We start from the raw sequence: 20,146 nt of genomic DNA on the forward strand, positions 1-20,146 counted from the left end.
GTAACGGATTCACTGCGGGAAAACCACGCACCGGGCTGCCGGGGACCGGGCGGTGGGCGGGTCCCTGTCAGCGGCGCCGGTGGTCCTCGGGAGTCAGCCGCGGACCGAATGCCTGCTTCCGGAAACCGCTCAGCACCAGCAGGCGGACCACCCGCTGCCGGTGGCCCAGCCATGGTTTGAGCAGGGCCAGCATGCCGGCGTCGTCGGTTCGGCGTCCGGTGAGGGCCTCACCCACAAACGCCGCCAAATGGTAATCGCCCACGCTGACCGAATCGGGAGCGCCGTGCGTGCGCTGCGTGATTTCGGCGGCACTCCACGGGCCGATTCCCGGAATTGAGCACAGGCGTGAGGTGAGATCCGTCCCGAGCGGAGCTGACGCCAGCCGCTCCAGCCCGGATGCGGCGGCACACGCGCGCATGATGGTCCCCGAGCGGTGCGAATCCACCCCCGCACGGTGCCACTCCCAGCTCGGGACCCGGCGCCACTGCGCCGCAGCCGGCGGGGCCTTGAGTCCCGCCGGAGCGGGTCCGGGCGCGTCGGTGCCGTATTTGGTGACCAGATACCGCCATGAGTAATAGGCCTCCATGGCCGTGACCTTCTGTTCCAGGACCACGGGGACAATGCTGTCCAGCATCCTGCCGGTGCTGGGCAGGCGCAGGCCGCGGTTCCGGCGCCGCACTTGTGCAAGCGGAGCCGGAAGGGTTTCGGTGAAGGCGGGGCTGTCAAAATCCGTCCAGTCGTCGGCCTCGCCGAGCAGGGCCGGAACGCCGGCCAGCGCGCATTCGGCTCCCGGACCCCAGGCCCGGGCGAGGACCCGCGCGCCCGGTGCGGGAGCGTGCCGCTGGGAAAGGGCGAGGGTGGCGGTGCCCTCCGGTGTGGAGAATGCGAGCCAAGCGGCACCGGAACCGATCCGCACTGACGGATCCTTCCCTCCGTGCGCCAGGATCCGCAGCGAAGCGTCCAGGGAGAACGGGCGGTCCGATTCCCACAGCAGCGACAAGGAACCGTTTCCTGCGGCTGTGGAAATTTCTGAGCTGGACATCCCTGAACTGGACATCCCTGAGCGGGGCATTCCTGTGGGAGACACCGGCACGGACAACGACATAACTCCATCGTCGCATGCGCCGCTGACGCTCCCGGGCAGCATCGGAACACCGCCCGTGTGGCATTTGCTACGCCGCGTTCCGGGGAAAGCTGGACGGCCGGGGGTGAACAAGTAACGTGTTGCACATGGAGTATGCAGAGACTGTTCTGGACCTGATCGGCAAGACCCCGCTGGTGAAGCTGCACCACGTTACCGACGGGCTGGCGGCAACGGTGCTGGTGAAGCTGGAGTACCTGAACCCGGGTGGATCCATCAAGGACCGCATTGCCGTCAGGATGATCGAGGCGGCGGAACGCGAGGGCAAACTGAAGCCCGGCGGGACCATAGTCGAACCCACCAGCGGCAACACCGGCGTCGGACTCGCCCTGGTGGCCCAGCAAAAGGGCTACCGGTGCATCTTTGTCACCCCGGACAAGGTGGGGGTGGAAAAGCGCGACGTGCTGCGGGCCTACGGCGCCGAAGTGGTGGTGACCCCCACTGCCGTAGCCCCGGACAGCCCCGATTCCTACTATGGAGTCTCCGACCGCCTGGTGCGGGAGATCCCCGGCGCCTACAAGCCGGACCAGTTCTCCAACCCTGCCGCTCCGGCCAGCCACTACGAAACCACCGGGCCGGAGGTCTGGCAGGACACGGACGGCCGGGTGACCCACTTTGTGGCCTGCGCCGGAACCGGCGGCACGGTCACGGGCGCCGGCCGCTACCTGAAGGAAGTTTCGGCCAGCCGTGCCTCGGGACCCGTGCGCATTATTGCCGCCGACCCGGAGGGATCGGTCTACTCCGGAGGCACCGGACGCCCCTACTTCGTGGAGGGCGTGGGCGAGGACATGTGGCCGGAGAATTACGATCCCTCGGTCCCGGACGAAGTCATTGCCGTCAATGACACTGACTCCTTCGCGATGACCCGCCGGCTGGCCCGCGAGGAGGGCCTGCTGGTGGGCGGATCCTCCGGCATGGCCGTGACGGCCGCGCTGCGGGCGGCCCGGGACCTGGGGCCCGACGACGTCGTCGTGGTCCTGCTGCCGGACAGCGGGCGCGGGTACATGGGGAAGATCTTCAATGACGAGTGGATGCGCTCCTACGGATTCCTGCAGGGGCCGGAGCAGGAAGCCGCGGTCCGCGACGTCCTGGCCACCAAGGACGGATCGCTGCCGGACCTGGTGCACACCCATCCGAATGAGAGCGTCCTGGACGTTATCGGCATCCTGAACGAATACGGTGTCTCGGCCATCCCGGTGCTGTCCCAGGAACCGCCGGTCCGGATTGGCGAAGTGCTGGGATCCGCCGACGAGCGCTCGCTGACGGAGAAACTCTTCCGCGGCGAAGCCAAGCCCACCGACAGCATTTCCCAGCACATGGGACCGCGGCTGGCGATGGTTGGCGCCGGGGACTCCGTGGCCGCCGCCAAGGAAAAACTGCAGGAGAACGACGCCGTCATGGTCACCTCCGAAGGTGCCCCCGTGGGAATACTGACCCGCCATGACCTGCTGTCCTACATGAGCATCTAGCCGCCGGCACCGGCCACCGAGCAAGCACCAAGCAAGGAGCACACCATGAGCGAAGGCTTCAACACCCGCGCCATCCATGCGGGCCAAACCCCGGACCCCACCACCGGCGCGGTTATTCCCGCGCTGTACCAGAGCACCACCTACGCGCAGGACGGCATCGGCAAGCTGCGCAACGGCTATGAATACGGCCGCGGCACGAATCCCACCCGCGACGCGCTGCAGAAGCAGCTCGCCGCGCTGGAGGGCGGAGCACACGCTTACTCCTTCAGTTCCGGACTGGCCGCCGAGGACGCGCTGATCCGCGCCCTGCTGGCACCGGGGGACCACATTGTGCTCGGCAACGACGCGTACGGCGGAACCTACCGGCTGATCAACCGGGTCCTCGCCGGCTGGGGCATCACCAACGCGGCCGTGGATATGTCTGACATCGGCGCCCTCACCGCAGCGATTGCGGCCGGCAACACCAAGATGGTCTGGCTGGAAACGCCGTCGAACCCCATGATGAAGATTTCCGACATCGCCGCCGTTGCCCAGGCGGCGCACGACGCCGGCGCCTGGCTGGTGGTGGACAATACCTTCGCCTCGCCCTACCTGCAGCAGCCGCTGTCCCTGGGCGCTGACATTGTGGTCCACTCCACCACCAAGTACATTGGCGGGCACTCCGACGCGGTGGGCGGCGCCGTCATCCTGAACGACGGCGCGGCCGCCGAAAAGATCGGCTTCATCCAGTTTGCCGTGGGCGCCGTGTCCGCGCCGATGGAAGCCTGGCTGACCACCCGCGGACTGAAGACCCTGGGGGTGCGGATGGACCGGCACTCCTCCAACGCCATGGCCGTGGCCACCTGGCTGCGGGATCAGCCCGCCGTGGAAAACGTGCTGTACCCCGGGCTGGAGGACCACCCCGGCCATGACCTGGCCAAGGCACAAATGAAGGACTTCGGCGGCATGGTTTCGGTGTCCTTCAGGGGCGGTGAAGCCGCGGCCCGGAAGGTCGCCGAGTCCACCCGGGTGTTCACGCTCGCCGAGTCCCTGGGCGGGGTGGAGTCCCTGATGAACTACCCCTCCGAAATGACGCACGCCTCGGTAAAGGGGACGGAGCTGGCGGTGCCGGAGAACCTGCTGCGGCTCTCAGTGGGCATCGAGGACCTCGATGACCTCATCGCGGACCTGGCGCAGGCGCTGGGCCAGCTCGCGGACTGACCCGCGGCCGCGCTTCTTCGGCCGCTTAGCGGCGGCCGAAGAAGCGCTTTCGGGCCTTGGGCTCGCGCTCCTGGAAGAAGCGGCTGCTCTGCGGAAGCCACAGCAGCAGCACGCACAGGAGCAGCACCGAGCCAACCGCGATCAGGGCCGGGCCGCGGAGCAGCAGCGGAATGCCGACGATCAGCCCCACCGTGGTGAGGGTCTCCCGTGCGCTGCGCTTGCCCGCGCGCAGCCGGAGAACGCACAACGCGATGACGGCGGAGACCGCAAGCACGAGCACAGCCAGGGCCGTGAGGGCAGCGCCGTCGCGGTGCTGGGTGGCGGCGGAAACCAGGAAGGAAACCCCGGCCACGGCCACCAGCGCGGCCGCAGCGAGCCACGCGGCGGAGGCCGCGCGCATGATGCCCGGCAGCGGTGGGCGGGGAGCGCGGGGCGTGCCTGCTCCCGGACGGCGCCGTGCTGGCCGGGTCACCGGCGGTCAGCCACCACGGGCGTGCGCGTTGCGGTGTCGTAGCGGTAGACCTCGCGGCCGCCGATCCACACCGTGAGCGCCCGCTGCATCACATCGAGCGGATCACCGCTCCACAGCACGACGTCGGCGTCCTTGCCCGCTTCCAGCGACCCAATGCGGTCGCCCAGTCCCAGGACCTTGGCGGGGTTGATAGTGACGGACCGCAGCGCGGTTTCCCGGTCCAGCCCTTCCTTCATGGCCAGGGCCGCCTGGTAGATCAGGAAGTTGATCGGAACCACCGGGTGGTCGGTGATGATGGAGATCTCAACGCCGGCTTCGGCGAGCTTGCCGGGGTTCTCCATGCTGCGCTGGCGCAGCTCCACCTTGGAACGGGTGGTGAACAGCGGGCCGATCAGGACCGGTACCCCGCGCTCTGCCAGCACATCCGCCAGGAGGTGGGCCTCGGTGCCGTGGTCCAGGACCAGGTCATAGCCGAATTCGTCGGCCAGCCGCAGGGCGGTGCCAATGTCATCGGCGCGGTGTGCGTGCTGGCGCCACGGAATTTCCCGGCGCAGCACCATGGCAAGTGCCTCCAGCTGGGGATCGCGGGCGTCGTCGTCGTCCTTGCCCATGTGGTTCTGTGCATCCATGAAGGCCTTGCGGATCACCAGTGCGGTGCCCAGCCGGGTGGAAGGCGTTTGTTTCTTGTCGCTGTACACCCGCTTCGGGTTCTCGCCGAGGGCCGACTTCAGGCCGCTGGGGGAGCGGAGGATCATTTCCTCGACGTAACGCCCGTGGGTGTGCAGTGCCACGGCCAGTCCGCCGATGGGATTTCCCGAACCGGGGTTGATGTTGACGGCGGTGACGCCGCCGGCCAGTGCGTCGTCGAACCCCACATCGTGCGGGTTCACTCCGTCCAGGGCGCGGACTCCCGCCATGACGGGGTCGGTCATTTCATTGGTGTCGTTGCCGGCCCAGCCCTCACCCTCCTCATGCACCCCCAGGTGGGTATGGGCGTCCACGAGGCCGGGCAGCAGCCACTTGCCGCCGGCGTCCAGCACCTGCGCGCCTTCCGGAACGGTGACCCCGGGGCCCAGGTCCTGGATTTTGCCGTCCGCCACCAGGAGTGTGCCGGTGAAGTCCGGTGCGGTGACGGGGACGATGCGGGCGTTGACGATGGCCAAAACGGGTGCGGGCATGAGCTACCTTCCGGGGACTGATCGAGTGGGCCAAGCCTATCCTGCGCGCCCGCAGGGCCGAGGAGGCACGCCCCGCCGGTAGACTTGCACGGTACATAAGCGAGCCAGTTGTAGTGCAGGGAGAATCATGGGCCTGAAGACCCGATCCGGGATGGTCCGGCTGGCAGTGACCCTTGCTGCACTGGCTGCGGCAGCGGCAATGACCGCCGCCGCCTTTATTATTTCGCCCTGGCACGGCCTGGATTCCAGCGTTTATCTCTCCGGCGGACGGAGCGTGCTCGACGCCGGCGGAGAGCTTTACACCAAGGAGCTGCAGTACCGGGACGGCAGCAGCCTGCTCTTCACGTACCCGCCGTTTGCGGCCCTGATCTTTGCGGTCCTGGCGCCCTTCGGGCCAACCCTGGGGTTGAACATCTTCACCGGAATTTCGCTGCTGATTGCCGCTGCCACCGCAGTGCTCGGCGTGGCCTATGCCGCCGGACAGCCGGGTGTGCGGGCGGTCCTGAGGCATCCCGGGCTGCGGCCACTGGCGCTGGCCGCCTTCGGGTTTGTGGTGCTGCTTGGCCCCTGGCGGGAAACACTGGCGTTCGGGCAGATCAACATCCTGCTGTTCGGGCTGATCCTCGCCGACTTCCTGATCAAGCGCGACAGCTGGCCCACCGGACTCCTGACCGGCATCGCCGCCGGCCTGAAACTGACGCCGCTGGTTTTTGGCCTGTACTACCTTGCGCGGGGCGACTGGCGCGGGTTGCGCAACATGATGTTTGGATTCCTGGCAACCTTTGGGCTGGGCTTCCTCATCCTGCCCCGCGAATCGCGCACCTACTGGCTTGAACTGCTTCCCGACACGTCACGGATCGGCGGAGCCGGATACGTGGACAACCTGGGCATCAAGGGCGCCATCCTCCATTTCGCGGGACCGGACTTCCCGGTGGACCTGCCGTGGCTGCTGCTGTCGCTGGCCTGCGTGGCATCGGCTGTGATCATCATCCGGCTGGCCGGCATCAACGGTGACGGCTACACGGCGCTGGCGACGACAGCACTGTTGATGCTGCTGATTTCACCCGTGTCGTGGTCACACCACTGGGTGTGGGTGGCCCTCTTCCTTCCGGTTCTGGGACGCAACATCGCTGAGCTCACGGCCAGGGGCACAGGCCTGAGGAAAACCGGTATTGCCCTGCTTGCCTCGGCCGTTGTGGTGTTCCTGCTGTCACCGAAGTCCATCGGCTGGCTAATGGGCTCCCCAAACCTTGATTCCCAGGAACCCGCCCCGTGGCTCATGCTCTCCAGCATTGGCGTGTTCTGGGGGCTGGCCATGATGGCCTGGTGGACGGCTGTCCTGTGGAAAAACCGTCCGCCGCGCTGGTGGAAGCAGCCGGCCGGGCCGGGCATCGAGCAGTCCCGCCTGAAGGACGCCCAGCCATAGTCCGCCGGGGCTGCCCGTGCATTGACGCCGGATCGTAGGATGGTCCGCATGAACTCCGGAACCCTGCTGGCTGTGTGCCGTGTCCACGAACTGCTGCCCACCACGGACGCCACCGGCGTGACCGCCATCGACAAGAGGCCCGTGGACGGAGAGGTCCGGGTCCATGCGCTCGGTTTAACCGGAGACATCCAGGCCAGCCGCAAACACCACGGCGGCGAATCCAAGGCCGTCTACGCCTACTCCCAGGACGACGCGGAGTACTGGGCGGCAGAACTGGGAACGCCCATCCCTCCGGGACTCTTCGGGGAGAACCTGCGCATCACCGGCATCGCGGTCTCCGAAGCCGTCATCGGTGAACGCTGGCAGATTGGCGGGAAAACCGTGCTGGAAGTGACCTGCCCCCGCACTCCGTGCCGGAACTTCGCCGCCAGGATGCACCAGCCGCGCTGGGCGGTGCGGTTCACCGAGGCCGCCCGGACGGGAACCTATCTGCGGGTTGTGCGCACCGGCACCATCTCCGCCGGTGACACCGTTTCCGTCATCCACAAGCCGGAGCACGGCGTGACGTCCGGGGATGTGTTCCGCGGACTCTCCCCGGAGCAGACCCGTCTGCTGTCCAACGCGGCCGCTAGCGGGGACGTGAGCCTGTCCCCGGAAATACGGAAGGTGCTGCGGACGCTTGCCGCGCGTGAAGCCATGGCCGGCTAATTGCTGCAGCCGGTTAATTACTGCGCATCATTCGGCAGCCCCGGGCCGGATAAAACCGGCACGGCGATGGTGATCCACGGCCGCTGTGCCCAAGCTCACCGCCAGGTATGGACGGCCGGGCCCCGGCATGCCGTACACTTGAAACATCCCCCACTCCGGTATTCCCTTATTTTCCTGCGGTTTCTGACCGTTAGGTACGTTGTGTTGGGGCTCGCGTTTTCGAATGCGGGCAGATTCATCTTTTGGGAGCGCCGGCAAAGAAATCGTCACACCGGCCCACGTCACAATCCAGTGAAATTGGCCTACAGCTGTGACGGAAAGTCCTGCCATGGGATTGCAATAGCGCCGGACTTACGTCCTGCGGCCGTCCCTGGCCGCGCGGTCCCAATGAATGAGGATTATTTCTTTTGCTTGACTCTGTAGAAAACACCGAAACCGCAGCAACCGCCGCTCCCGAAGCAGTCGAAGAGAACCAGGTTCTTTTCAGCGACTTCGGTCTGGACCCGCGCGTTCTGCAGGCACTGGTGGACGTAGGCTACGAAAAGCCTTCTCCCATCCAGGCCGCCACCATTCCCCTCCTGCTTGAAGGCCGCGACGTCGTTGGCCTGGCGCAGACCGGAACCGGCAAGACCGCAGCCTTCGCGGTTCCCGCCCTGTCCCTGATGGCCGGCCTGCCCGCCACCAAGGACACCCAGATCCTCGTGCTGGCCCCGACCCGCGAGCTGGCTCTCCAGTCCGCTGAAGCCTTCGCTTCCTACGCCAAGCACATGGACAACTTCACCGTCCTGCCCGTCTACGGCGGATCCGCCTACGGCCCCCAGCTGGCCGGCCTGCGCCGCGGCGCCCAGGTTGTTGTCGGTACCCCGGGCCGGGTTATCGACCACATCTCCAAGGGTTCCCTGGACCTGTCCAACCTGCAGTACCTGGTTCTGGACGAAGCCGACGAAATGCTCCGCATGGGCTTCGCCGAAGACGTTGAGCAGATCCTGGCGACCACGCCCGCCGACAAGCAGGTGGCACTGTTCTCCGCCACCATGCCCGGCGCAATCCGCAAGATCGCCAAGAAGTACCTGAACAACCCGGCGGAAATCACGGTCAAGTCCAAGACGACCACCGGTGCGAACACCCGCCAGCGCTACGTGCAGGTCATGGGCCCGCACAAGCTGGACGCGATGACCCGCATCCTGGAAAGCGAAGACTACGACGGCGTTATCGCCTTCGTCCGCACCAAGATGGCAACCGAGGACCTGGCTGACAAGCTCAAGGCCCGCGGCTACCTGGCGGCGGCAATCAACGGTGACATCCCGCAGCAGCAGCGCGAGCGCACCGTCGAGGCCCTGCGCAGCGGCAAGATCGACATCCTGGTTGCCACCGACGTCGCCGCCCGCGGCCTTGACGTTGAGCGCATCAGCCATGTCATCAACTACGACATCCCGCACGACACGGAGTCCTACGTCCACCGCATCGGCCGCACCGGCCGCGCAGGACGCACCGGCGACGCGATCCTCTTCATGACCCCGCGCGAGAAGTACCTGCTGCGGGCCATCGAGAAGGCCACCCGCCAGCCGGTTGAGCACATGCAGCTTCCGAGCATCGACATCGTGAACAACAAGCGCCTGGCGAAGTTCTCCGAGCAGATCACCGAAACCCTGGCATCCGAGGATGTCTCGGTCTTCCGCGACCTGGTCACGAAGTACCTGGCCGACCACGACGTCACCGCCGAGGAAGTTGCCGCTGCGCTGGCCGTCATGGCCCAGGGCGGCCGCCCGCTGCTGATGGAAGAAATTCCGCAGGCTCCGGCCCGCCAGCGCGAGCGCTCCGAAGGCCGCGGCGACGCGACCGGATCCCGCGGTCCGACACGCCCGCTGACCGAAGGCAATGCGACGTACCGCATCGCCGTCGGCCGCCGCCAGCGCGTCATGCCCGGCTCCATCGTTGGCGCCATTGCCAACGAAGGCGGACTCTCCTCCGCTCAGATCGGCGGCATCGACATCCGCGCCGACCACACGCTCGTTGAGCTCCCGGCTGACCTCAGCCAGGACCAGCTGCGTGCCCTGTCCCGCACCCGGATCGGCGGCGAGCTGATCCACCTCGAGCTGGACAACGGCCGCAAGCCGGCCCGCGAAAGCGGCGGCTTCAATGACCGCGGCGACCGCGGCGGCTTCAAGAAGGATTTCAAGAAGCGCGACGGCGAGCGCTCCTTCGGCGACCGCAGCGCCAGTGACCGCGGCAGCGACCGCGGCGGCTTCAAGAAGCGCGAAGGCGACCGTGGCGGCTTCAAGCCGGCCGGTACCCGCCAGCCGCGTTTCCGCGACTAAGCAGCACCGGTAAACGCCGGATCCCGGGCACCCGGGGCACGGCGGCACCGGTAACAAAGGAAGGGCGCCCTGCGGAGAAATCCGCAGGGCGCCCTTCCTTTTTTGTGCCTGCCGTTCTGTGCCTGCCGGGGCAACCGCTGCCGGTCACACCGCCGCCGGGGCTAGGGGGAGGACAGCGTGCGCTGGCCCTCGAGCCGCAGTTCCAGATCGTTCATGACAATGGCGGCGAGGTCCTCGAGGGTTCGGATGTCGCTGTCCGAAAACTCGCGCGGCTCCCGGTCCAGGATGCACAGAGTACCCAGATTGTGCCCGTCGCGGCTGTGCAGGGGGACTCCGGCGTAAAACTGCAGGCCAAACTCCCCGGCAACCAGGGGATTGGCCAGCGTCCGCGGATCAGCCCGCGCGTCGGACACCACCCAGGCCTCGTCCTGCAGGATGGCCGAGGCACACAGCCCCGGATCCCGCCCGATCTGCTCCACGTCGGTGCCGTGATGGGACTTGAACCAGATGCGGTCGGTGTCCACCACGCTGACGATCGCCACGGGAACCGAGAACAGCCGGGCGGCCAGGGCGGTGATGCGGTCAAAGGCACCGTCCGGCGGGGTGTCCAGGAGGTTGTAGCGGCGGACGGCGGCGTGCCGTTCCGCTTCATCGGCCGGGATCAGCGGCGGGGTTCCCCGATGCCGGGCACGGGGCGCCACCGCCAGCTCGTACAGCGCCAGCGATACTTCGTGGGCGTCCGGGCGCTCCTGCGGCTCCAGGGCGGTCATTTGCTGCAGGAGCACCCGGAACCCCGTCTCCATGTCCGCCGGGATGGCAGGGGGCCGCAGGAGGCGTGCGACGGCACTCTCCAGGGCAGGCCCCGGGTAGGCGGGCTCACCGGTCAGGCACTGCAGCAGGACCAAACCGAGCGAATAGATGTCCGACGGCGCACCGACGGCGTCCCCGCGGGCCTGTTCCGGGCTCATGTAGGCGGCAGTGCCGGTGAAGGTTCCGTTCTGCGGCTGCTGGTCACCCGCAAGCAGCGCGACGCCGAAGTCAGTGAGCTTGGCCCGGAGCCGGGTCTCATCCCGCCGGTAGTCAAAGAGCATGATGTTGGCCGGCTTGACGTCCCGGTGAACAACACCGGCGACGTGCATGTAATCCAGGCCAACCGCCAGGTCGTATCCCAGCTGGGCCACTTGGCGGGCAGCCAGGGGGCCGTCCTGCAGGCGGCGGCGCAGGTCCGCCCCGTCCACCAGCTCCATCACCAGATACACCTGCTGAATTCCGGTGTCGCTGCGGTGGGACCCCGCATCCAGCAGCGTGACCAGGCTGTGGTGGTTCAGCCGGGCCAGGATCTTCGCCTCGGCGTCAGTCTGCTGCTGTTCCGCATCGGTGGCTGCAGCGGTGCGCACCACCTTGACTGCCACGTCGCGGTCCAGGAATACATCCCGGGCGCGGAACACGGTCCCCATGGAACCGGCTCCGATTTTCTCCTCCAGGCGGTACCGTCCACCCATCAGCGCACCAACCGGGTGCTGCGGTGAATCTGTCACCTATGCCTACTTTCTCGTGTCCTAAGCATACTGATAATTATGTCCGGCCCTTACCTGCAGGGGCCCGTGGCGGGCGGCCCGGAGAGGGCTTCCGGATGCTCCGCAACCGGCATTTGCCAAGTGGCCCGGATCACTTTATTGGCGCGGTTTTTCGCCGATTTCACGTTCTCCAAAAGTGCTGGTAAAGTATTTACTCGTTGCCCCGATAGCTCAGTGGTAGAGCGCCATCTTGGTAAGATGGAGGTCCCGGGATCGATTCCCGGTCGGGGCTCTCAATGGGAGGGCCCGTGTTGCTAAGGCTGTTTGTTTTGCAGAGGCCAATTTAGGGACGCGGGCTTCACTCATTCTTGGCGGTGTAGCTCAGTTGGTTAGAGCGCACGACTCATAATCGTGAGGTCGGGAGATCGAGCCTCCCCACCGCTACAGCCGGACCCCCGGAATCGCTAAGATTCCGGGGGTTTTTCTGTGTCCGGATGGCGGCGGCGTCCACACCGCACGCCGTTCGGCGGGGCCAGTGTTAAAAGCGGACAACCGGCGGGGGCCGGCAAAGCAGCGGCGATCGCTACGCGGGTGCCCGATGCAGGCGGCGAAGTACCATTCGAAATCAAACGTCCAGATCAATCGCCCCTTACGGAACGAAAGACGCAGACCCCATGACGCAGTACACACCCGAATCCGATCCCGATTACCCGGAGAACTGGCCCACTCGGCGCGGGCTTCGCGCCACCACCGCGGAGCGAAGTGCCGGACGTGCCGGGATGGATGAGTCGGAGGCCATGACGTTCTCCGACCGGATTTTCAGCGGCGGCGACGGCGTGAATGCCGGGGATGGCCGGAACTATTCCGGGACCCACCTTCCTCCGCTGCCGCCGGAGCCCGTATTCCAGCCGGTCGCCGGCGGTTCCGCTGACGCCCCGGCGGTTGATGCCCCGATTCCCGCGCCGGACCTGCCGCCGTATGACGCATTACCCCCGTATGACCCATCGCCGGCGCATGAGCCCCTGCCCCGATACGACGCCTTGCCGTCCCCGCAACAGGAGTCCGCCCACGCCGCCGGGCATGCCGCCACCCGGGCGGAACTGCGCGAGCGCACCCCTGGCGGCCGGCGCGCCTCCTTCCTGGACACCCAAACGGCCCGCATTCCCGCCACCCGCGGGTTCCGCGGACTGCTGGCCGGTCTGGGCCTGCGGATGTCGCCGTCCGAGTCCGAACTGGCTGAACGCCGGGACATCCGCGCCGTGAGCCAGCACTGGCCCGGCCCGCGGACCATTTCCGTGGTCAACGGCAAGGGCGGTGCCAACAAAACGCCCACCACGGTGATGCTGGCCGCCGTGTTCGCCCGCAACGGCGGCGGTCCCGTCCTGGCGTGGGACAACAACGAAACCCGCGGGACCCTGGGCTGGCGCACCGAGCAGGGGCCGCACGACGCCACCGTCATGGACCTGCTGCCCAACACCGGGAACCTGCTGTCGCCGTCGGCCCAGTCCGCCCTGCTGGCCCGCTTTGTGCATCACCAGACGGAGGACAAATTCGATGTCCTGCGGTCCAAGCCGGATGTCCTGGCCTCCGAGCAGAAAATCACGATGGCTGATTTTGACGCCCTGCACGAGGTCGCATCGAAGTACTTTCGGCTGAACCTCGTGGATTCGGGTAACGACGAAAGCGCCGAGCGCTGGCTGCGGATGATTCACCACACGGATCAGCTGGTGATTGCCACCACCACTGTGGAAGAGCACGCCGAGGCCGGTGCGCTGCTGCTGGAGGCGCTGCAGGAACGCGGCGGAGCCTTTGCGCAGCTTGCGGCCGGCGCCGTCGTGATCGTCAGCCAGTCCGACCGCAACGGCACCGACGCCCAGGTCCAGTCGGTGGCCCGGGGCTTCGGGCCGCTGGCCCGGGCCGCGGTCACCATTCCCTACGACGCAGCCCTGCGCAAGGGGCAGATCCGGTTCGGATCCCTGCGTCCGGCCACCCAGCGGGCCTGGCTTGCCGCCGCCGCGGCAGTGGCCGAGGGGCTCTCGGAGCCGGCCGGGGCTCTTTAGTCAGCTTGCTTATTGTCGTCCGGGTTTTCTAGGGTAGGAGCAAGGGAACGGCAGGGTTCCGGGGCAGATCCCCTGCCCTGCCGCACCAAGCATCGAGCGAATATCGGAGGCACCATGGCTGAACATGACATTTCCGGCAAGAAGGTCGCTTTTCTTCTGACCGACGGCGTGGAGCAGGTGGAGCTCACCAGCCCCTGGGATGCGGTGAAGGACGCCGGCGGCGAGCCAACGCTGATCTCGCTGTCCACCGGAACCATCCAGGGTTTTGACGGCATCGACAAGGGCGAAACGTTCACCGTTGATCTGGCCGTCGGGGACGCGAACGCCGATGACTATGATGCGCTGGTACTGCCCGGAGGGGTGGTAAATGCCGATTTCCTCCGGGTGGACAAAGCAGCCCAGGACTTTGCCCGCAGCTTCTTCGCCGCGCACAAGCCGGTGGCGTCCATATGCCACGGACCCTGGCTCCTGATCGAGGCCGGCGTTGTGAAAGGCCGGGACATGACGTCCTACCCGTCGCTGGCCACTGATCTAAAAAACGCCGGAGCCAACTGGAGCGATGAGGAAGTGGTGGTGGACCAGGGCCTGGTCACCAGCCGCAACCCGGGTGACCTGCCGGCCTTCAACGCCAAGCTCGTGGAGGAAATTGCCGAAGGCGAGCATCAGGGCCAACACGCCTGAATCAGCACGGGAACCGGCTGATCACGCCGGATAATGGGGTGGGGAAAAGTTTCCCCACCCCATTTTTCTGCCCAATGATCCGATCCACAGAGTATTCAATCCATAGAGCCGATCCTGCCGGGAGGTGCGCTTCGATGACCGTTGACGGCCGGTACCTGTGCACCGCGGTTTCGTGGGACGACGCCGGGCCGTATCTGGCGCTGCGCTCACCGGACGGCCGGCAGCTGGTCCGGCGGCTCGACGCAGGCACCGTTCTGGCCTACCGGGTACTGCCCGGAGAAGACGGTGCCCTCAAGTTCTGCCTCGGATCGGTAAAGGTCCAGGACCGGCACACCCGGATCCATGAGTCATGCCCCGGCCACTCACCGGCGGACCGCGGCTACCAGTGCGGATCCTGCTTCTCGCGGGATGATTGGCGGCTGGTGCACAACAGCCACCGTTCCGGAATCACCTCCCCGGGACTGAAGCTGTACCTGGCGCAGCCGCACTGGCTGTACGTGGCAACCTTCGCCGATGGAACAACGAAGGTGGGCACCGCAGCGGACGGGCACAAGCGCCTGCGCCTGACCGAGCAGGGGGCAGTGGCTGCACGGTACGTCGCCCGCGCGGCGGACGGGCGGGTGGTCCGGATCCTGGAAGACCTGGTGAAGGCCGAAGCGGGGCTGACCCAGGCGGTCCGCTCCGGAGCCAAGACCGCAGCCCTGGCCCGCCCGCTGGCATCCGGGGTTCTGGAGGGTATCAACGCATCTCACGCATCCGCCGTCCGGCAGCTGCTGGACACCTCCGGAATCGAGGGGTTCACCGTCACGGATGAGGTGTGGGACCGCCCGAAGCAGGCCACTGCGGTGCTGGACGCCGCCGGAGCGGCCCCGTACCCGCTGGATCCCGGCAGCGGAGAGCACGGACTGGTCATTGAGGCGATGATCGGAGCCGCGGCGCTGGTCCGGGTGGAGGAATCCGACATACCCTTCATCACCAACCTGGCCCGGCTCAAGGGCAGGCGGCTTCAGACCGGTGCCTACCGCACCCGGCTGCCGGCCCTGCAGACAGCCCTCTTTTAGCCGCCGGCGGTCCACGTCCCGCCAGCGCCCTGCACCGCGTCCTGCGTGGCTCCGTTTCGCGGCGGGCGGTGCCGCCCCTGTATTCTGGGACCATGCTAAACACTCCCTGGGAGACCGGTTCCGCCCTGTACCGCAAACTGGTCGTCTCCGCACTGGTGATCTCGGGGGCCGGAGTCCTTATGGTTGTGGTCGGAGCCATCAGTGACGCTCCGCTGCTGATGTACATTGCCGCCCCGGTGATTGGAGTAGGCATGTGCCTGCACCTCGCCGGTATGGTGGTTCGAGCCCGGGACGCCCGGCGCCGGATGAAGGGAACCAAATGAGCATCAATCCCGAACTGCAGGGACGCAGCTATCCGGCCAGTGCCCCGTACCAGGTGGGCCGCGAGAAAATCCGTGAGTTCGCACACGCTGTCAAAGCCACCAATGACGCCCACTTTGACGTTGCCGCCGCCGAACGCCTGGGGTACGCGGACCTGGTGGCTCCGCCCACGTTTGCCGTGATCGTAGCGCAGCGGGCGGACGCCCAGTTGATCGGTGATCCGGATGCCGGAATCGATTTCACCCGGGTGGTCCACGCAGACCAGCGTTTCACCCACCACCGGCCCATCATGGCCGGAGACGAACTCATCGCGGAGTTGACCGTGGATTCCGTCCGCGCCATGGGCGACGGCGCCCTGCTCACCACGCGCTCGGAGATCTCCACCACGGAGGGCGAAAAAGTCGCCACCGCCGTTTCATCCATCCTCGTCCGGGGAGAAGGGCAGTAACGCCGTGTCAATTGCATTGAGCGAGCTTGCCACCGGGCAGGAAATCGGTTCGGCAACACTGGAGATATCCCGTGCCGACCTCATCCGCTACGCCGGAGCGTCCGGAGACTTCAACCCCATCCACTGGAACGAGCGCTTTGCCCGCGGTGTCGACCTGCCCGGCGTCATTGCCCACGGCATGTTCACCATGGGTGCCGCCGTGCAGCTGGTGACGGACTGGATTGGTGATCCGGGCGCGGTGATCGATTACCAGACCCGCTTCACCCGCCCCGTCGTGGTGGAGGATCTCGTGGACACGCCGGGCGCCGTCGTCGAAATCACCGGTGTTATTGGAGCGCTCGACGCCGACAATTCCACTGCCCGCGTGGACCTCACCGTCACCTTCAACGGCCAGAAGGTCCTGGTCAAGGCCCAGGCGGTTGTACGGATCTGGTGAGTGCACTGACCTCCGTGCCCCTGGCATCGCTGACCACCTCCCGCGTCGGCGGCCCGGCACGCCGCTACATCAACGCGGAAACCGAAGACGAACTGATTGGCGCCGTCCGGGCAGCCGATGAAGCCAAGGAACCGCTGCTGATCGTGGGCGGCGGCTCCAACCTGCTGATTTCCGACTCGGGTTTCGGCGGCGCGGTTGTCCACGTCGCCACCCACGGGCTGGAGATGAGCGAGGGCGCCGACGGAACCGTGACGGCCCATGTGCAGGCCGGCCACCCCTGGGACGACGTGGTGGCGCAGACGCTGCGCGAGGGCTGCTCCGGGCTGGAGGCGCTGTCCGGCATTCCCGGCCTGGCCGGTGCGACGCCGGTGCAGAACGTGGGTGCCTACGGCGCTGACGTATCGCACAGCATCTCTGCGGTCCGGGTCTGGGACCGGCAGGACCGGAACATCGTGACGTTTACCAACGAGGACCTGCAGTTCGGCTACCGCGACTCGCTGCTCAAGCGGAGCACGGTCAACGGCTCCCCGCGCTATGTGGTCCTCACCGTCGACTTTGTCCTGTCCCGGGGCATGGACAGCGCGCCGGTGCGCTATGCCGAGCTGGCACGGGCGCTGGGCGTGGAAGTGGGGGAGCGGGCGGCTGCGGAGGACGTGCGCCGCGAAGTGCTGAGCCTGCGCGCCGGCAAGGGCATGGTGCTGAACCCCGGTGATCCCGACACTTACAGCACCGGATCCTTCTTCACGAATCCTGTGGTGCCTGAGGAAGCCGCGGCCCATTTGCCGCCTGAGGCTCCCCGGTATCCGGTGGCTCAGCCCGGCATGGTCAAGCTCAGCGCGGCGTGGCTGATCGACCGCTCGGGCTTCCCCAAGGGCTTCGGCCTGCCGTCCACCGGGCAGGGTTTCGACCTAGCCGGCGGAAGAGCGTCCCTGTCCACCAAGCACACGCTGGCCGTGACAAACCGCGGCAACGCCACGGCCGAGGATCTGCTGGCGATCGCCCGCGCCGTGGCCGACGGCGTGGAGGACGCGTTCGGCATCCGGCTGCACCCCGAGCCGCTGCTCATCAACTGCAGTCTCTGACCGCCTAGCGCGGCCCTCCGTTGGCCGGCCCGCGCCGCGCCCATGCCGCCGCCGCCCGGGTGCTGTGGATGGCTGCGCGGTCCCGGCGCGGATCCAGCAGATGAGAGTTGCACAGCCACTGAATCAGGCGCGGCGTCAGGCTGACCTGTGTTCTTCGGTCCTGAAGCTCCGGCAGCAGCCACTCCGGTTCCAGGAAGCCGCTGAGTGTGTAGGCGAGCACATCCGCTCCGAACAGCCGCGCAAAGGCCGAGTCCGGATCAAAGGAGCGTTCCAGGTCCAGCAGCTCAGCGTCTTCGGGGCAGAGGATCCGTTCGCCCTCCGTTTCGAGGTAATCCCGCAGATGCGCGCCCACGCGGAGATACCTCACACCTGTGGGTATCTTCTTGCCGATGCACGTGGACGCGAAAAAGCTGTCGAGGATGGAATCTATGGATTCCAGGGGTTGTCGGCCTGCCGGTATGTGCTCCATGGGAACACCGTCCCACCCGCCACTGACAATCGGCGGAAGGGGTAGTCTCAGACTCAACAGCCGGCACGGCATGGCAAGGACGGTACGGCAAGGACGGCACATGACGCGATGGAAATGGCCACTGGCGGCCTGGGCGGCCGGGTTCCTGGTCACTTTGGGCACCCTGCGGATGGCGTTGCGGATGCTGGACGGCGGAGCCCCGTGGCCGCTCGCCGCACTCGTGGCGGCTGCGGGCGCGGCCCTGGCTGTCCTGCTGATCCGCTTCGCGGGCCGCAGGAACTCAGCGGCCTAGCCGGAGGAACTCCGCGGCCTCAACCTGTGGGCTACAGGTTGCCGGTGGCGATCTTGAGCATGCGGCGCAGCGGCTCCGCGGCACCCCACAGCAGCTGGTCACCGATGGTGAAGGCGCTGATGTACTCCGGTCCCATTTCGAGCTTGCGGATCCGGCCCACGGGAATGTCCAGGGTTCCGCTGACGGCCACCGGGGTCAGCTCAGCCATGGATGCTTCCTTGGTGTTGGGTACCACCTTGGCCCACTCGTTATCGGCTGCAATGATGCGTTCGATCTCGGCTACCGGAAGGTCCTCGGTCAGTTTCAGGGTCAGGGCCTGGGAGTGGGAGCGCATGGCGCCGATCCGGACACACAAACCGTCGAACGGAATCCGCCCCTCGGTCTCGCGTCCCAGGATCTTGTTGGTTTCCGCGCCGGCCTTCCACTCTTCCTTGGACTGTCCGTTGCCCAGGTCCGCATCAATCCAGGGGATCACGGAGCCGGCCAGCGGCACGCCAAACTGGGATGAATCCATGGCCGGGTTCTTCTGCTGGGCCAGGACGGCGCGGTCGATGTCCAGGATGGCGGAGGAAGGATCCGCCAGATTGGCCGCAACGGCTGAATTCAGCGATCCGAACTGGTTCAGAAGTTCGCGCATGTGGCGGGCACCGCCGCCGGACGCCGCCTGGTAGGTCATGGAGGTGCCCCATTCCACCAGGCCGTTGCGGAACAGCCCGCCCAAACCCATGAGCATGCAGGAGACCGTGCAGTTGCCGCCCACGAAGTTCCTCACTCCGCGGGCCAGGCCGGCGTCGATGACGTCACGGTTCACCGGGTCCAGGACGATGATCGAATCCTGCTCCATGCGCAGCGTGGAGGCCGCGTCAATCCAGACGCCGTCCCAGCCGGCGTCGCGCAGCTTGGGGTATACCTCGGAGGTGTAGCCGCCGCCCTGGGCGGTGACGATGATCGGCAGTCTGGCCAGCGTCTCGACGTCGTACGCGTTCTGGAGTTCCCCGGCGCCTTCGGCGAAGGACGGCGCGGCGCCTCCGGCGTTGGACGTGGAGAAGAACACGGGGTTGATCAGGCCAAAGTCGCCTTCATCCTGCATGCGCTGCATCAGGACGGAGCCGACCATGCCCCGCCAGCCGACGAAACCAACGGTGGGGACGGAGGTAGCTGCGAAAGTCATGGTCCCAGTTTAGGGCAGGACTGCTTGGCCGTCCCGATCGGTGACGCCACCCGACGGCTTCTGTGTGCGGACCCACACGGCAATCCGGTAGGAGGTGCCGTTGGCGGCGCTGTGCCAGTTCTCAGCGGGGCTGACGGCGGTGAACGTCCAGTCCGGACCAAGCCGGGGTGCGTAGGTGTCACCCTCGACGCTTGTCTCGATCACGGTCACCACAGCGGCGTCGGCAAACGGCACGGCCGCCTCATACAGCTGCGCCCCGCCGATGATCCAGATCTGGTCCCCGCCGGGGCTGCGGCGGGCTGTATCCAGCGCATGCTCCAGGGAAGGGACGACGACGGCGCCGGAGGGCGAAATCTCGTCCGCCAGCGTTTCGCTTGAACTCACCACGATGTTGGTGCGGCCCGGCAGCGGACGGTAGGCGGGCGGGAAGGATTCCCAGGTGCGCCGGCCCATGATGACCGGATGCCCCGCGGTGGTGGCCTTGAAATGCGCCAGGTCCTCGGGCAGGTGCCAGGGCATGCCGCCGTCGCGTCCGATCACGCCGTCGAGGGTTTGGGCCCAAATCAGCCCAATCATCGGGTCCGCCGCCCCGGTCGTGCCGGCGGAAGCCAATGCCGATGCCAGATCCTGGCCCTCCGGGGAGCCTTTCCCGGCGGCGGGGAAATAGCGGTAACGCTCAGTGGATGAACTCAAGGG

At 66.8% G+C, this 20,146-nt stretch carries 20 protein-coding genes and 2 tRNA genes; 15 read left to right on the forward strand and 7 right to left on the reverse strand.

The features are described 5' to 3' along the window. Nucleotides 1-67 precede the first annotated feature (67 nt). On the reverse strand, nt 68-1,042 hold the full coding sequence (locus AAE021_RS01100; RefSeq protein WP_342023865.1) for a 3-methyladenine DNA glycosylase: 975 nt from the start codon (nt 1,040-1,042) through the stop codon (nt 68-70). A 188-nt stretch (nt 1,043-1,230) separates the two neighbouring features. Here AAE021_RS01100 and AAE021_RS01105 point away from each other — a divergent pair, with 188 nt between their 5' ends. Continuing rightward, nucleotides 1,231-2,610, forward strand: coding sequence for a cystathionine beta-synthase (locus tag AAE021_RS01105; protein ID WP_342023866.1), 1,380 nt, complete (start codon nt 1,231-1,233; stop codon nt 2,608-2,610). A gap of 45 nt (nt 2,611-2,655) precedes the next feature. Next, complete coding sequence (locus AAE021_RS01110; RefSeq protein ID WP_342023867.1) at nt 2,656-3,810, forward strand: cystathionine gamma-synthase; 1,155 nt, start codon at nt 2,656-2,658, stop codon at nt 3,808-3,810. A 25-nt stretch (nt 3,811-3,835) separates the two neighbouring features. On the opposite strand, the gene AAE021_RS01115 is transcribed toward AAE021_RS01110, so the two are convergent. Further along, nucleotides 3,836-4,282, reverse strand: coding sequence for a hypothetical protein (locus AAE021_RS01115; RefSeq protein WP_342023868.1), 447 nt, complete (start codon nt 4,280-4,282; stop codon nt 3,836-3,838). Continuing rightward, nucleotides 4,279-5,460, reverse strand: coding sequence for an amidohydrolase (locus tag AAE021_RS01120; protein ID WP_342023869.1), 1,182 nt, complete (start codon nt 5,458-5,460; stop codon nt 4,279-4,281). The genes AAE021_RS01115 and AAE021_RS01120 overlap by 4 nt, the downstream gene beginning before the upstream one ends. A 127-nt stretch (nt 5,461-5,587) precedes the next feature. On the opposite strand from AAE021_RS01120, the gene AAE021_RS01125 reads away from it, so the two are divergent. The 3 genes from AAE021_RS01125 to AAE021_RS01135 all read left to right on the forward strand — a co-directional run bounded on the left by AAE021_RS01125 (nt 5,588) and on the right by AAE021_RS01135 (nt 9,912). Beyond that, nucleotides 5,588-6,886, forward strand: coding sequence for a glycosyltransferase 87 family protein (locus tag AAE021_RS01125; protein WP_342023870.1), 1,299 nt, complete (start codon nt 5,588-5,590; stop codon nt 6,884-6,886). A gap of 48 nt (nt 6,887-6,934) precedes the next feature. Then, a complete protein-coding gene (locus AAE021_RS01130) occupies nt 6,935-7,594 on the forward strand; it encodes an MOSC domain-containing protein (protein ID WP_342023871.1) in 660 nt (219 codons plus the stop codon). A 407-nt stretch (nt 7,595-8,001) separates the two neighbouring features. Next, nucleotides 8,002-9,912, forward strand: coding sequence for a DEAD/DEAH box helicase (locus tag AAE021_RS01135; RefSeq protein ID WP_342023872.1), 1,911 nt, complete (start codon nt 8,002-8,004; stop codon nt 9,910-9,912). A 161-nt stretch (nt 9,913-10,073) separates the two neighbouring features. Here AAE021_RS01135 and AAE021_RS01140 read toward each other — a convergent pair whose 3' ends face one another. Beyond that, entirely contained in the window at nt 10,074-11,450 is a 1,377-nt protein-coding gene (locus AAE021_RS01140; protein WP_342023873.1) for a protein kinase domain-containing protein, read from the reverse strand. A gap of 199 nt (nt 11,451-11,649) precedes the next feature. Between AAE021_RS01140 and AAE021_RS01145 the strand changes: the two genes are divergently transcribed. From AAE021_RS01145 to AAE021_RS01185, 9 genes are all read left to right on the forward strand, one after another. After that, nucleotides 11,650-11,721: transfer RNA gene (locus AAE021_RS01145), tRNA-Thr, on the forward strand. A 78-nt stretch (nt 11,722-11,799) separates the two neighbouring features. Then, nucleotides 11,800-11,873, forward strand: a tRNA-Met gene (locus AAE021_RS01150). A gap of 230 nt (nt 11,874-12,103) precedes the next feature. After that, on the forward strand, nt 12,104-13,489 hold the full coding sequence (locus AAE021_RS01155; protein WP_342023874.1) for an ATPase: 1,386 nt from the start codon (nt 12,104-12,106) through the stop codon (nt 13,487-13,489). Between the two features lie 114 nt (nt 13,490-13,603). Then, nucleotides 13,604-14,170, forward strand: a complete 567-nt coding sequence (locus AAE021_RS01160; RefSeq protein ID WP_342023875.1) for a type 1 glutamine amidotransferase domain-containing protein — start codon at nt 13,604-13,606, stop codon at nt 14,168-14,170. Between the two features lie 134 nt (nt 14,171-14,304). After that, nucleotides 14,305-15,231 (forward strand): DUF2797 domain-containing protein, encoded by a 927-nt coding sequence (locus AAE021_RS01165; protein WP_342023876.1) that lies wholly within the window; start codon nt 14,305-14,307, stop codon nt 15,229-15,231. Nucleotides 15,232-15,323: 92 nt separating this feature from the next. Continuing rightward, on the forward strand, nt 15,324-15,554 hold the full coding sequence (locus AAE021_RS01170; RefSeq protein WP_342023877.1) for a hypothetical protein: 231 nt from the start codon (nt 15,324-15,326) through the stop codon (nt 15,552-15,554). Continuing rightward, a complete protein-coding gene (locus AAE021_RS01175; RefSeq protein WP_342023878.1) occupies nt 15,551-16,000 on the forward strand; it encodes an FAS1-like dehydratase domain-containing protein in 450 nt (149 codons plus the stop codon). Before AAE021_RS01170 ends, AAE021_RS01175 begins: the two co-directional genes overlap by 4 nt. Before the next feature lie 4 nt (nt 16,001-16,004). Next, entirely contained in the window at nt 16,005-16,436 is a 432-nt protein-coding gene (locus AAE021_RS01180; RefSeq protein WP_342023879.1) for a MaoC family dehydratase, read from the forward strand. Nucleotides 16,437-16,441: 5 nt separating this feature from the next. Further along, a complete protein-coding gene (locus AAE021_RS01185) occupies nt 16,442-17,518 on the forward strand; it encodes a UDP-N-acetylmuramate dehydrogenase (protein WP_342025276.1) in 1,077 nt (358 codons plus the stop codon). A 4-nt stretch (nt 17,519-17,522) separates the two neighbouring features. Here AAE021_RS01185 and AAE021_RS01190 read toward each other — a convergent pair whose 3' ends face one another. Beyond that, nucleotides 17,523-17,987: a hypothetical protein gene (locus AAE021_RS01190; RefSeq protein WP_342023880.1), complete on the reverse strand. Its 465-nt coding sequence runs from the start codon at nt 17,985-17,987 to the stop codon at nt 17,523-17,525. 100 nt (nt 17,988-18,087) lie between these two features. Between AAE021_RS01190 and AAE021_RS01195 the strand changes: the two genes are divergently transcribed. Continuing rightward, nucleotides 18,088-18,279, forward strand: coding sequence for a hypothetical protein (locus AAE021_RS01195; protein ID WP_342023881.1), 192 nt, complete (start codon nt 18,088-18,090; stop codon nt 18,277-18,279). A gap of 31 nt (nt 18,280-18,310) precedes the next feature. Here the strand turns inward: AAE021_RS01195 and asd are convergent, their stop codons facing one another. Together asd and AAE021_RS01205 are read right to left on the reverse strand one after the other, a co-directional pair. Then, complete coding sequence (asd, locus tag AAE021_RS01200) at nt 18,311-19,450, reverse strand: aspartate-semialdehyde dehydrogenase (protein WP_342023882.1); 1,140 nt, start codon at nt 19,448-19,450, stop codon at nt 18,311-18,313. A gap of 9 nt (nt 19,451-19,459) precedes the next feature. Next, the gene (locus AAE021_RS01205; RefSeq protein ID WP_342023883.1) at nt 19,460-20,143 is read right to left on the reverse strand and encodes a dihydrofolate reductase; all 684 of its coding nucleotides are present in this window, start codon (nt 20,141-20,143) and stop codon (nt 19,460-19,462) included. Nucleotides 20,144-20,146 lie beyond the last annotated feature (3 nt).

The organism is Arthrobacter citreus, from assembly GCF_038405225.1.
Classification (GTDB): Bacteria; Actinomycetota; Actinomycetes; order Actinomycetales; family Micrococcaceae; genus Arthrobacter_B; species Arthrobacter_B citreus_A.